Here is an 11,884-nt window from a genome sequence, read left to right on the forward strand (position 1 = left end):
GCCGACTCGGCGAAGTGGTTGCGGATGCGATGATGCGGGCGTGCAGGATCCGTCGCGGAGCCCACGTGCCGAGGCCGTCATCGATCTGGACGCCGTACGGCACAACGTCCGTGTGCTCCGAGCCGCCGCGCCGGGTGCCGCCCTCATGGCAGTGGTCAAGGCCGACGGTTACGGGCACGGCGCGCTGCCGGTGGCGAGGGCGGCGCTGGAGGCGGGGGCGTCCTGGCTCGGGGTCTGCACCTTGGAGGAGGCCCGTGAGCTGCGCGCAGGCGGGATCACCGCGCCGGTGCTGTCCTGGCTGCACCTCCCAGGCGACGACTTCACCGAGGCCGTGGCCACGGGCGTCGACCTCTCGGTGGCCTCGCGCGCGCACCTCGCCGCCGTGCTCGACGGCGCCCGTCGCGCGGGCCGCCCCGTCCGGCTGCACCTGAAGATCGACACCGGGCTGAGCCGCAACGGCGCACAGCCTGCTGACTGGATTGACCTGCTCGACGACGCGGCCAAGGCCGCGGCCGACGGGGCCGCGGAGGTCGTTGCCGTGTGGTCGCACCTCGCCCACGCCGACGCCCCGCACCACCCCACCCTCGACCTGCAGGCCGAGCGGCTCACGGCCGCCTGGCGGTCGGCCACGGAGCGCGGGCTCGACCCGATCCGGCACCTCGCCAACTCCGCGGCCACGATGAGCCGCCCCGACCTGCACTTCGACCTCGTCCGCCCGGGCATCGCCGTCTACGGTCTCGACCCGATGGACCGCCAGCCTGCCGACAGCCCGCTGCGGCCGGCGATGACACTGCGCGCGCGGGTGGCGCTCGTGAAGCGCGTGCCGGCGGGTGAGGGTGTGTCGTACGGGCACGAGTGGACGACGCCCCGCGAGACGACGCTCGCCCTGCTCCCCGTCGGGTACGCCGACGGCGTGCCGCGGCGGCTCGGCCGGGACGGCCGGATGCAGGTGCTGCTCGCCGGTGCCGTGCGGCCCGTCGTCGGGCGGGTGTGCATGGACCAGGTGGTCGTCGACTGCGGGGACGACACTGTGCGGGAGGGGGACCGAGCCGTGCTCTTCGGCCCCGGTGCCGAGGGCGAGCCCACCGCGCAGGACTGGGCTGACGAGCTCGGCACGATCCACTACGAAGTCGTCACGGGCGTGCACGGCAAGCGCGTGACACGCACGGTTGTCGGGGACACGGTTGTCGGGGACACGGTCGTTGGGGGCGGGGCGTGAGGCGCGGTCAGATATTGGGTGCGGCGGCCGGAGCCGCGGGGGCAGCAGTCACCGGGGTCGTCGTCGGTGTGGCGGCGCGCAAGCATTCGCAGATCGCGGCGGAGCGGCACCGGCTGGCCACGCAACTGTCGCAAGAGCCCGCGGAGTTCGCCGGGTCGATCAGCGAACCGTGCTCCGTCACGGCCGACGACGGCGTGCGGATCTCGGCGGAGGAGATCGAGGCGAGGGACGGCCGGCCCGCTCTCACCGTGGTGCTGGTGCACGGCTTCGCCCTGGACCGGCGCACCTGGCACTTCCAGCGGCAGTCACTCGCCGACCTGGCCGATCCGTCCATCCGACTAGTGCTCTACGACCAGCGCAGCCACGGCGCCTCCGAGCGGGCGCCCCGCGAGAGCTGCACCATCGAGCAGCTCGGCCACGACCTCGACGCCGTGATCAGGGCGCTGGCCCCCGAGGGCCCGCTCGTGCTGGTGGGGCACTCGATGGGCGGAATGACGATCATGGCCCTGGCCGAGCAGCACCCTGCGCTGTTCACCGAACGGGTGGTCGGGGTCGCGCTGATCGCGACGTCGGCAGGCCAGGTGGCGAGCTCCGGTCTGTCGGCCACCCTGCTCTCGCGGCACAACCCGCTCACACGCGGGGTGTCGCTGCTCGCGCGCCTGCAGCCGAAGCTGGTGGAGGCGGCGCGCCGGGCAGCGGGCGACGTCATCTGGGCCATCACCCGCAGCTTCGCGTACGGCGACCGCAACGTGGCGCCGTGGCTCGTCGACCTCGTCGACGCGATGATCAGCGCCAACGCGGTCGACGCCCTTACCGACTTCGCGGACACGGTGGACAGCCACAACCGGCTCGCGGCCCTCCCCGCGCTCGCCGAGTGCGAGGTGCTGGTCGCCGCGGGCGACGCCGACCGCGTCATCCCGGTCAGCCACAGCGACGTGATCGCGGCCGAGCTGCCCGACGCGACGCTGGTGCGGTTCGCCGGCTCGGGGCACCTGCCGATGCTGGAACAGCCCGCCGCCATGGACGAGGCGCTGGTCGCCCTGATCCGCCGCAGCACCGCCCGGGCCAGACCGCGGTTCCGGAGGCGCGCGTGAACGACGTGCGCAGCGTCGAGGCGGCGGTCGAGGCGGCGGTCGACGCGGGGGTCGACGCGGGGGTCGAGCTGGGCGTCGAGCTGGAGCTCCCGGAGCCCGCCGACACCGAGGCGCTCGGCGAGCGGCTCGCGGCCGGGCTCGGCCCTGGCGACCTCGTGGTGCTGTCCGGGCCGCTGGGTGCAGGCAAGACAGTGTTCGTGCGGGGGCTCGCGCGCGGGCTCGGCGTGGCCGGGCCGGTGACGTCGCCGACGTTCGTGATCGCGCGGGAGCACCGGCCGCTGCCCGGCGGGGCGGGGGTGCCGCTCGTGCACGTCGACGCGTACCGCCTCGGCAGTGGCGGGGCCGAGGTCGCCGACGAGCTGGACGACCTCGACCTCGACACCGACCTCGCCGAGGCCGTTGTGGCGGTCGAGTGGGGGGAGGGTGTGGTGGAACGCCTCGCCGCGCGGCACCTGCTCGTGCGCCTGTCCCGCCGTCCCGACGACCTGCGTACGGCCGTGGTCAGCCGGGTCGAGGCGGAGCGCGCATGATCGAGGCCGTCATCTTCGACTAGGCGACCGGCCCCTACGCCGACATCAGCGGCGCGAAGGGGTGGGCACACGGTCGGTGATCGTGCCGCACTGGCCCATTCCTGCCGTGCAGCAATGCGGGTGGACGTGCACCCCGACGCGGTGGTCCAGCGATTCGCCGACCTTCCGGAGCTGCTCGCCGCCTGGTGACCCTCGCGGCACCGGCCCGGCCCGCGCTCGTACGCTCAACAGCGTGCTCGTGCTGGCCCTTGACACCGCGACGCCCGCTGTGACAGCGGGTGTCGTGGAGCTGACGGGCGCCGATGTGGCGCTGCGGTCGGCCCGCGTGGAACGTGACGCCCGCAAGCACGCCGAGCTGTTGATGCCCGGCGTCCAGGGCGCCTGCGCCGACGCCGGGGTGACGCTGCGCGACCTCGACGCCGTGGTCGTCGGCGCCGGGCCGGGTCCGTTCACCGGGCTCCGGGTCGGCATGGTCACCGCCGCCGCGTTGGGCGACGGACTGGGCCTGCCGGTGTACGGCGTGTGCTCGCTCGATGCGATCGCGGTCTGCGCCGCCGCCGAGCCGCTCGCCGGGCCGCTGCTCGTGGTCACCGACGCGCGGCGGCGTGAGGTGTACTGGGCAGCCTACGACGCCACCGGCCGGCGCACCGAGGGGCCGCACGTGTCATCGCCCGCCGTGGCCGCCGAACGCGGCGCCGGGCTGGGGGCCGTGGCGAGTGCCGGTGACCTGGCCGGGTCGGTCGGGCTCCCGGTGCTCCCGCAGCAGTCGCCCTCGCCCGCCGGGCTCGTCGCGGTGGCGGCGGAGGTGCTCCGCTCCGGTGCCGAGCCGGGCCCGCTCGAGCCGCTCTACCTGCGCAGGCCCGACGCCGCCCCACCGGGCGAGCGGAAGCGGGTGACTGCGTGACCCCCGCGACGTTCGAGATCGACGCGCTGCAGGAGTCGGACGCGGCGCGCTGCGCCGAGCTGGAGAAGCTGCTCTTCCCCGGCGAGCACCCGTGGAGCGAGCGCGCGTTCCGCGAGGAGCTGCGCATGGGCCACCACTACCTCGCGGCCCGCGACCGCAACACGCTCGTCGGCTACGCGGGCATCGCGTTCGTCGCGGGGCCGCCGCACGCCGAGGCGGAGATCCATACGATCGGCGTGGACCCGGCCTACCAGCGCCGCGGCATCGGGCGCGAGCTGCTGCGCGGGCTGCTCGTGGTGGCCGACGCGGCGGGGGCCACGGTGTTCCTCGAGGTACGTACCGACAACGCCGCCGCCCGCACTCTGTACGAGGACGAGGGCTTCACAGTGGTCGGGCTGCGCAAACGGTACTACCAGCCCAGCGGCGCCGACGCCCACACGATGCGGCGGGAGCCGAGAGCATGATCGTCCTGGGTTTCGAGACCTCGTGCGACGAGACCGGCATCGGGGTCGTCCGCCACGAGCCGGACGGCAGCACGGTGCTGCTGGCCAACGAGGTGGCCTCCTCGGTCGACGAGCACGCCCGCTTCGGCGGGGTGGTGCCGGAGGTGGCGTCGCGGGCGCACCTGCAGGCGATGGTCCCCGCCGTGCGCCGCGCGCTCGCGACGGCCGGCGTGACCGGCCGGGACGTGGACGCGGTCGCAGTGACCGCGGGGCCGGGGCTCACCGGCGCGCTGCTCGTCGGGGTCTCGGCGGCGAAGGCGTACGCCGCCGCCTGGGACGTGCCGCTGTACGGGGTCAACCACCTGGCCGCGCACGTCGCCGTAGACACGCTGCAGCACGGGCCGCTGCCGCCGTGCCTCGCGCTGCTCGTCTCCGGCGGGCACTCCAGCCTGCTCGACGTGCCCGACCTCGCAGGGCCGGTCACCCCGGTCGGCGCCACCATCGACGACGCGGCGGGCGAGGCGTTCGACAAGGTCGCGCGGCTGCTCGGGCTGCCGTTCCCCGGCGGGCCGCACGTCGACCGCGTGGCCCGGGAGGGTGACCCGGCGGCCGTTGCGTTCCCGCGCGGGCTCACCGGCCCGCGTGACGCACCCTTCGACTTCTCGTTCTCCGGCCTGAAGACGGCGGTGGCCCGGCACGTCGAGGCCTTGGAGCGGGCGGGCACCCCGGTTCCGGTCGCCGACGTCGCCGCGAGCTTCCAGGAGGCCGTGGTCGACGTGCTCACCGCGAAGGCGGTGCGGGCGGCCCGCGACCACGGCATGGACACGCTCCTGCTCGGGGGCGGGGTCGCGGCCAACTCCCGGCTGCGCGTGCTGGCGCAGGAGCGCTGCGACGCCGCAGGCATCGCCCTGCGCGTCCCCCGGCCCGGCCTCTGCACGGACAACGGCGCGATGGTCGCGGCACTGGGCGCGCACCTGGTGGCGGCGGGCGCGAAGCCGAGCCCACCGGACCTCCCGGCGGACTCGAGCCTGCCGGTGACGGAGGTCCTGGTCGGCTGACCCCGGCAGTTCGGGGCCGGCCCTCAGGCTCAGGCGCTCGCCTTCGTCAGTTTCGCCAGCTCCGTCTTCGTGAGGGTCAGGTCCAGCACCGGCAGCAGATCGGTCAGCTGCTCCGGGGTGCGGGCGCTCGCGATCGGGGCCGCCACGGTCGGCTGGTCGGCCAGCCAGGCCAGCGCGACGGCCGCCACCGGCACCTCGCGGGCGGCCGCGATCTCGTCGAGGGCCGCGAGCACCCGCAGGCCTCGGTCGTCCATGTAGGCCATCGCGCCTTCGGCCCGCGCGCTGTCGACCTCCGTGTCAGGGCGGTACTTGCCGGTCAGGAAGCCCTTGGCAAGCCCGAAGTATGGCAGGCACGCGAGGCCCTGGCTCTCGAGCAGCGGGGCGAACGCGGACTCGAAGTCGCGTTCGAGGAGGTTGTAGTGCGGCTGCAGCGCGACATACGACGCGAGCCCCTCGCGCGCGGAGATCTCCAGGGCCGAGCGCAGCCGCTCGGGGGTGAAGTTGGACGCGCCGATCGTGCGGACCTTGCCCGCCCGCACCAGCTCGTCGAAAGCGGCGGCCGTCTCCTCCTGTGCCGTGCCGGCATCGTCGGTGTGGGAGAAGTAGAGGTCGATGCGGTCGGTCTGCAGCCGCCGCAGCGAGTCCTCCGCGGCGGCGACGATGTTGGCGCGGGAGAGCCCCGGGCGCTGTGGCCACGAGCCGACCTTCGTGGCGATCACGACTGAGTCGCGGTTGCCGCGGCTGGCCATCCACCTGCCGATGATCGTCTCGGACTCGCCGCCGGAGTTTCCGGGCGCGCGCCACATGTAGGAGTCGGCCGTGTCGATGAAGTTGCCGCCCGCGACCACGAACGCGTCGAGGACGGCGAACGAGGTGCGCTCGTCCGCCGTCCAGCCGAACACGTTGCCGCCCAGGCAGAGCCGGGACACGTCGAGGTCGCTCGAACCGATCTTCGCCATACCCCAACTCTACGTCCGCAGCCGCAGGTCAGCCGGGGTTAAGCCCCGCCTTGCGGTCCTCCACGACGAATGTCGCTTTCGTCTCGACCGGGGCGCCCGGCTGCTTCACGTACGGCACTGCGCGAAATTCGGCGGTCAGCTCCGTGGGGCTGAAGCGGGTGCGCACGTAGCCGCGGCGGTTGTTGTAGAAGCGGACGTGCGGGTTGTCGGCGAGGATCCCCGCGGTCTCGGGCCGGGTCTCCGAGCCGTCACCGCCGGAGGTGATCGACGTGGAAACCAGCTCCGTGCCGATGACAGGGGCCGCTGGGTCATCGAAGCGGGTCTTGATGTCGGCCGCCCAGGCCGCGTGCACGTCGCCGGTGAGCACGACGAGGTTGCGCCCCTTCGCCGCCACCCAGGAGTCGACGACGCGGTCCCGGGACCCCGGGGTGCCGTCCCACGCGTCCGGGTTGAAGCCGCGGCCGGGGCCAGGGGTGAAGTCGACCTGCGAGAAGAACACCTGCTGGCCGAGCACGTCCCAGCGGGCGCGCGAGCGGCGGAAACCGTCGGCGATCCACTGCTCCTGGGCCGAGCCGGGGAGCGAGGCCGCCGGATCGGTGCGCTCGGAGCAGTCGGAGTTGAACCGGTCGCCGCAGGGCTGGTCGCTGCGGTACTGGCGGGTGTCGAGCATGTGGAAGTTCGCCATGCCGCCCCATCCGACGCGCCGGTAGAGCTGCATGTCGATGCCCTTGGGCCGCTGGGCCGCCCGCAGCGGCATGTTCTCCCAGTAGGCCCGCAGCGCTGCCTCGCGGCGGGCGCGGAAGTTGGGCTGCGGGATCTCCGGGTGCTCGTAGACCTCGTCGGCCCAGTTGTTGTCCACCTCGTGGTCGTCGAACACCACGAGCCAAGGCGCGACGGCGTGCGCAGCCTGCAGGTCGGCGTCGGTCTTGTACTGGGCGTGGCGCTGCCGGTAGTTCGCGAGCGTCTCGGTCTCCGGGCCGACGTGGTCGCGCACGTTCCCGCCAGGAGCGACGTAGTCGCGTGCCTTGTACTCGTAGAAGTAGTCGCCCAGGTGCAGCACCAGGTCCGGCTCGTCCTCGGCCAGCCGGGCGTACGCGGTGAAGTAGCCGTGCTCGTACTGCGCACACGAGACGAAGCACATGGAGAGCGGCGCCATCGCCGACCCGGCCGGCGCGGTGCGGGTCCGCCCCGTCGGCGAGAGCTCTCCACCCGTCCGGAAGCGGTAGAAGTACTCCCGCCCGGGCTTCAGCCCGGCCAGCTCGACGTGGACGCTGTGGCCCAGCTCGGGCCCCGTGCGCTCGGTGCCGCGGCGGACGACGTCGCGGAACTGCTCGTCGGTCGCGAGCTCCCAGTCCACGTCCGTGGTCCGTTGGCCCAGTCCGCCGAGCCCGTCCTCGGCGACCGGGTCGGTGGCCAGGCGCGTCCACAGGACCATGCCGTCGGGGGCGGGCTCGCCCGAGGCGACGCCGAGGGTGAACGGGTTGCTCTGCAATGCCGCCGGGGCGGCGGATGCCGAGCCCGCGAGCCCGACGATCGTGCCGGGCACGGCGAGCACAGCTGAGGCGGCGATACCGGCTCGCAGCACGCTGCGACGGGAGTGTTCGGAGGTGGCGGGTAGAGCGTCTGTGGTCACGGCGGAAGCGTTGATCACCCGATCGAGCGAAAGATGGCGCCAGTAGCTCGGCACGGTGAACTGCCGTCGACGGGAGCCCGTGCCCGTCAGCACCATGACCCGAGCACGTCCCTCGTGGGGTCGCAGCGCTCCTCCAGCCCGGCGGGGCGCAGCGTGGACGCGATCAGGCCGACCTCGGCGTCGGTGACCGCGCCGGGGACGTCGCGTTCGGCGAGGAGCACCAGGACAACCGACTCGCCGGGAGCGCCCGACGGCACCGCGACCGCGTGCACGGCCTTTCGCGGCGAACCGCAGCTGCCGGCGGGCATCGCGATCTCCGCGACGACGTGGCTGCCGCGCCCGCCCACGGCCGCGACATCCGTCGAAGGTGAGAGCACCACCTGCGGGGCGCCGGGGACGTCGATGTCGTCGAAAGCGCCGCTCCAGAGGGTGGCCACCCCTGCGGCCGCGGCCGCCGTGTCGTCCGTCGGTGCGCCCGTGACCCCCGACCAGGCGAGGACGTATCGCTCGTCGAATCCTGGACACGGGGATGGAGCGGCGGCCTCGTACATCGCGACGCCGCTCATCACGACCCGCTCGCCTGCCGCGTCCATGAAGCCGCGGATGAGCGTCGGCGACTTCAGCTCCCACGTGGGTGGGACGTCGTAACCGGCGTTGCGGGTCGTGGAGACCGCGGCCGGCCAGCCGGGCAGCGAGCTGGGGATCAGTGCCGGCGTAGGCGCGCTCGGCGACGGGAACGGCGGCGCCGATGAGGGCAGCGCCGAGTCCGGCGGCCGTGCCGAAGTAGGCGGACCAGGGATCGGCGAGACGGCGGGCTGGGCGACCGGCCCGGCCGGTGCGGGCCCGCCCGAAACCAGCACGACGCCGACGGCGATCAGGGCGACGACGAGGAACGCGGCGATCCCCGCGAACCAGGCGCCCGACCGGCCGAGGCCACCGGGCCGCGGGCCAGGCGTGACCGGTGGCGAGCCCATTGCCTCCACGCGGGGCGACCGCCGGGTGCGTCAAAAGGGGACTCGTCGCTACTGCTCCCGGCACTACACCGAGGTGAGTGACCTCGTTGAGAGGTTGGCACTCTCATGGGTAGAGTGCCAAACGCACGGCCCGGACGTTCCGGCACCCGCGACGACGGGACGCCCGCGAGCTGTCGAACAGAACCCCATCAGACGAGTGCACGTACCCCAGGAAGGGGAGGTCATCAAGTGGCGAACATCAAGCCGCTCGAGGACAAGATCGTCGTCCAGGCCAGCGAGGCGGAGACCACCACCGCGTCCGGCATCGTCATCCCGGACACGGCCAAGGAGAAGCCCCAGGAGGGCAAGGTCCTCGCGGTGGGCCCCGGCCGCTACACCGAGCAGGGCACGCGGATCCCGGTTGACGTCAGCGTCGGCGATGTCGTCATCTACTCGAAGTACGGCGGCACCGAGGTCAAGTACGACGGCGAGGAGTACCTGATCCTCTCCGCTCGCGACGTGCTCGCGATCGTCAACTGACGCATCCCGCAGTTCTCCACACCGCCGCCCCGGTGGTCCCTCGACCGAGCGGCCACCGGGGCGGCGGCATGTTCACGTAGAACGAGAGGCAGGACATGCCGAAGCAGATCAGCTTCGACGAGACGGCGCGCAGGGCGCTGGAGCGCGGGGTGAACCAGCTGGCCGACGCGGTCAAGGTGACCCTCGGCCCGCGTGGCCGGCACGTTGTGCTGGACAAGAAGTTCGGTGGGCCGACCGTCACCAACGACGGCGTGACCATCGCGCGGGAGATCGACCTCGAGGACCCCTTCGAGAACCTGGGCGCCCAGCTCGCGAAGACGGTCGCCACGAAGACCAACGACGTCGCGGGTGACGGCACCACCACCGCCACCGTGCTCGCACAGGCCATGGTCGCCGCCGGGCTGCGCAACGTCGCGGCAGGCGCCAACCCCACGGCGCTCGGCAAGGGCATCTCGGCCGCGGCCGAGAAGGTCGCCGAGGTGCTCAAGGAGAAGGCCGTCCCGGTCGACGACAAGGAGCACATCGCGCAGGTCGGCACCATCGCCTCCCGTGAGGAGGAGATCGGCCAGCTGATCGCCCAGGCGCTGCGCACGGTCGGCAAGGACGGCGTCATCACGGTCGAGGAGGGCTCGACGCTCGCCACCGAGCTGGAGATCACCGAGGGTCTCCAGTTCGACAAGGGCTACCTCTCGCCGTACTTCGTCACCGACGCGGAGTCGATGGAAGCCGTGCTGGAGGACGCCTACGTCCTGCTGCACCGCGAGAAGATCAGCGCCATCGCCGACCTGCTCCCGCTCCTGGAGAAGGTGCTCGGCGAGGGCAAGCCGCTCCTGATCATCGCCGAGGACGTCGAGGGCGAGGCCCTGTCCACGCTGGTCGTCAACTCGATCCGCAAGACCATCAGGGTCGCAGCGGTCAAGTCCCCGTTCTTCGGCGACCGGCGCAAGGCGTTCATGGACGACCTCGCGGTCGCCACGGGCGGCACGGTGATCAACCCGGAGATCGGCCTCAAGCTGTCCGACGCCGGGCTGGACCTGCTCGGCCGGGTGCGCCGCGCCGTGATCACCAAGGACACCACCACCCTCGTCGAGGGCGGGGGCTCGAAGGAGGCCATCGAGGCGCGCATCGCGCAGCTCAAGGCCGAGGTCGAGTCCTCCGACTCCGACTGGGACCGCGAGAAGCTGCAGGAGCGGCTGGCCAAGCTCTCCGGCGGTGTCGCGGTCATCAAGGTGGGCGCTGCCACCGAGACCGCCCTCAAGGAGCGCAAGCACCGCATCGAGGACGCCGTCTCGGCCACGCGTGCCGCGGTCGAGGAGGGCATCGTCCCCGGCGGCGGTTCCGCGCTCATCCACGCCGCCAAGGCGCTGGAGGACGGCATCGGCCTGAAGGGTGACGAGGCCACCGGCGTCGCAGTCGTGCGCCGCGCGCTCACCGCCCCGCTCTTCTGGATCGCCGCCAACGGTGGTCTGGAGGGCGCGGTCGTGGTCGCGCGGGTTGCCGAGCAGGAGTGGGGCCACGGCTTCAACGCCGCCACCCTCACCTTCGGCGATCTGCTGGCCGACGGCGTCATCGACCCGGTCAAGGTCACCCGCTCCGCCGTGGTGAACGCCGCGTCGATCGCGCGGATGGTGCTCACCACCGAGAGCTCGGTCGTCGACAAGCCGGAGCGGCCCGCTCCGGCCCCCGCGGGCGGCCACGGTCACGGCCACGGGCACTGACCGACGCCCTACGCCGAAGCGGGCCGCCCCCTCGGGGACGGTCCGCTTCTGCGTTCCCGGGGTTCTTCCCGGGTTCAGTGCCTGCCGCGGACGATCTCGTCGCGCTCGGCCTCCGAGAGCCCGCCCCACACGCCGTAGGGCTCCTGGACGCTCAGCGCGTGCCGGCGGCATGGCTCGATCACCGGGCAGCGGCCGCAGACCTCCTTGGCCCGCGCCTCCCGGTTCACCTTGGACGAGCCGCGCTCGTTCTCAGGGTGGAAGAAGAAGGCGCTGTCCATGCCGCGGCACGCGCCGTGCACCTGCCAATCCCAGATCTCGGTCACCGGGACCGGAAGCCTCCGCGTGTCCGCCACACCAACCACCTGCCCGCTCGCGTGCTCGTTCTCGACGGTGCACTTGTGCCCAGAGTAGAACCGCGCCAAACCTTGTTCAAATGATTGCCGTGGCGACTTGCCCGGTCCCCGGCCCGGCCACCACGATGACCCGATGCCCGAGCCGGCTCCCGCCGCTGCCACGCACGAGCACCCGGACACCGCCGAGCCCTGGCTGACGGTGGCCGCGGCCGCGCGCCGGCTCGGTGTCGCGCCCTCGACGCTGCGCACGTGGGACCGGCGGTACGGGATCGGTCCGAACGAGCACACCCCCGGCCGGCACCGGCGCTACTCCGCCGCCGACCTCGCGCGGCTGGAGCTCATGCAACGCGCGCTGGTGCGCGGTGTCGCACCCGCGGACGCTGCGCGGTGGGCGCTGGCCGCCGGCGCGTCCGCCCCGACGCCGGCCCCGGCCCCGGCCCCGCCCCGGACCCAGGCCCCGACCCGGACCCCGGCTCCGCC

13 protein-coding genes are annotated in these 11,884 nt (G+C 73.2%); 9 read left to right on the forward strand and 4 right to left on the reverse strand.

Annotation, left to right across the window (positions count from 1 at the left end):
* Positions 1 to 40: 40 nt before the first annotated feature.
* The 6 genes from alr (at position 41) to tsaD (ending at position 5,248) form a co-directional block, all read left to right on the forward strand.
* Positions 41 to 1,219 carry an alanine racemase gene (gene alr, locus ABD143_RS30875; RefSeq protein WP_343984970.1) on the forward strand — a complete coding sequence of 393 codons (1,179 nt, stop codon included), beginning with the start codon at positions 41 to 43 and terminating at the stop codon, positions 1,217 to 1,219.
* The gene (locus ABD143_RS30880; protein WP_343984972.1) at positions 1,216 to 2,313 is read left to right on the forward strand and encodes an alpha/beta fold hydrolase; all 1,098 of its coding nucleotides are present in this window, start codon (positions 1,216 to 1,218) and stop codon (positions 2,311 to 2,313) included. The genes alr and ABD143_RS30880 overlap by 4 nt, the downstream gene beginning before the upstream one ends.
* A gap of 68 nt (positions 2,314 to 2,381) precedes the next feature.
* Positions 2,382 to 2,843, forward strand: a complete 462-nt coding sequence (gene tsaE, locus ABD143_RS30885) for a tRNA (adenosine(37)-N6)-threonylcarbamoyltransferase complex ATPase subunit type 1 TsaE (RefSeq protein ID WP_379659654.1) — start codon at positions 2,382 to 2,384, stop codon at positions 2,841 to 2,843.
* 232 nt (positions 2,844 to 3,075) lie between these two features.
* Positions 3,076 to 3,747 carry a tRNA (adenosine(37)-N6)-threonylcarbamoyltransferase complex dimerization subunit type 1 TsaB gene (tsaB, locus tag ABD143_RS30890; protein ID WP_343984974.1) on the forward strand — a complete coding sequence of 224 codons (672 nt, stop codon included), beginning with the start codon at positions 3,076 to 3,078 and terminating at the stop codon, positions 3,745 to 3,747.
* Complete coding sequence (rimI, locus tag ABD143_RS30895; protein WP_343984976.1) at positions 3,744 to 4,211, forward strand: ribosomal protein S18-alanine N-acetyltransferase; 468 nt, start codon at positions 3,744 to 3,746, stop codon at positions 4,209 to 4,211. Before tsaB ends, rimI begins: the two co-directional genes overlap by 4 nt.
* Positions 4,208 to 5,248, forward strand: coding sequence for a tRNA (adenosine(37)-N6)-threonylcarbamoyltransferase complex transferase subunit TsaD (gene tsaD, locus ABD143_RS30900; protein WP_343984978.1), 1,041 nt, complete (start codon positions 4,208 to 4,210; stop codon positions 5,246 to 5,248). The genes rimI and tsaD overlap by 4 nt, the downstream gene beginning before the upstream one ends.
* Before the next feature lie 29 nt (positions 5,249 to 5,277).
* Here the strand turns inward: tsaD and ABD143_RS30905 are convergent, their stop codons facing one another.
* The 3 genes from ABD143_RS30905 to ABD143_RS30915 form a co-directional block, all read right to left on the reverse strand.
* Positions 5,278 to 6,207 carry an aldo/keto reductase gene (locus ABD143_RS30905; protein WP_343984980.1) on the reverse strand — a complete coding sequence of 310 codons (930 nt, stop codon included), beginning with the start codon at positions 6,205 to 6,207 and terminating at the stop codon, positions 5,278 to 5,280.
* Positions 6,208 to 6,235: 28 nt separating this feature from the next.
* Positions 6,236 to 7,840, reverse strand: coding sequence for an alkaline phosphatase D family protein (locus ABD143_RS30910; protein WP_343984982.1), 1,605 nt, complete (start codon positions 7,838 to 7,840; stop codon positions 6,236 to 6,238).
* Positions 7,841 to 7,926: 86 nt separating this feature from the next.
* Positions 7,927 to 8,814 (reverse strand): DUF8017 domain-containing protein, encoded by an 888-nt coding sequence (locus ABD143_RS30915; protein ID WP_343984984.1) that lies wholly within the window; start codon positions 8,812 to 8,814, stop codon positions 7,927 to 7,929.
* Positions 8,815 to 9,042: 228 nt separating this feature from the next.
* Between ABD143_RS30915 and groES the strand changes: the two genes are divergently transcribed.
* Together groES and groL are read left to right on the forward strand one after the other, a co-directional pair.
* Positions 9,043 to 9,333: a co-chaperone GroES gene (groES, locus tag ABD143_RS30920; protein ID WP_343984986.1), complete on the forward strand. Its 291-nt coding sequence runs from the start codon at positions 9,043 to 9,045 to the stop codon at positions 9,331 to 9,333.
* 95 nt (positions 9,334 to 9,428) lie between these two features.
* The gene (groL, locus tag ABD143_RS30925; protein ID WP_343984988.1) at positions 9,429 to 11,051 is read left to right on the forward strand and encodes a chaperonin GroEL; all 1,623 of its coding nucleotides are present in this window, start codon (positions 9,429 to 9,431) and stop codon (positions 11,049 to 11,051) included.
* A 74-nt stretch (positions 11,052 to 11,125) separates the two neighbouring features.
* On the opposite strand, the gene ABD143_RS30930 is transcribed toward groL, so the two are convergent.
* Positions 11,126 to 11,404 (reverse strand): WhiB family transcriptional regulator, encoded by a 279-nt coding sequence (locus tag ABD143_RS30930; RefSeq protein ID WP_343984990.1) that lies wholly within the window; start codon positions 11,402 to 11,404, stop codon positions 11,126 to 11,128.
* A 133-nt stretch (positions 11,405 to 11,537) separates the two neighbouring features.
* Here ABD143_RS30930 and ABD143_RS30935 point away from each other — a divergent pair.
* Positions 11,538 to 11,884: MerR family transcriptional regulator (locus tag ABD143_RS30935; protein ID WP_425563751.1), on the forward strand; the 347-nt coding region annotated here is incomplete at its 3' end.

The sequence above is a fragment of the Pseudonocardia aurantiaca genome (assembly GCF_039526725.1).
GTDB classification, from domain to species: Bacteria; Actinomycetota; Actinomycetes; order Mycobacteriales; family Pseudonocardiaceae; genus Pseudonocardia; species Pseudonocardia aurantiaca.

Coding starts and splice junctions, on each gene's coding strand:
- tsaD (WP_343984978.1), top strand. CDS start 4,208: ATGATCGTCCTGGGTTTCGAGACCTCGTGCGACGAGACCGGCATCGGG.
- ABD143_RS30905 (WP_343984980.1), bottom strand. CDS start 6,207: ATGGCGAAGATCGGTTCGAGCGACCTCGACGTGTCCCGGCTCTGCCTG.
- ABD143_RS30915 (WP_343984984.1), bottom strand. CDS start 8,814: ATGGGCTCGCCACCGGTCACGCCTGGCCCGCGGCCCGGTGGCCTCGGC.
- groL (WP_343984988.1), top strand. CDS start 9,429: ATGCCGAAGCAGATCAGCTTCGACGAGACGGCGCGCAGGGCGCTGGAG.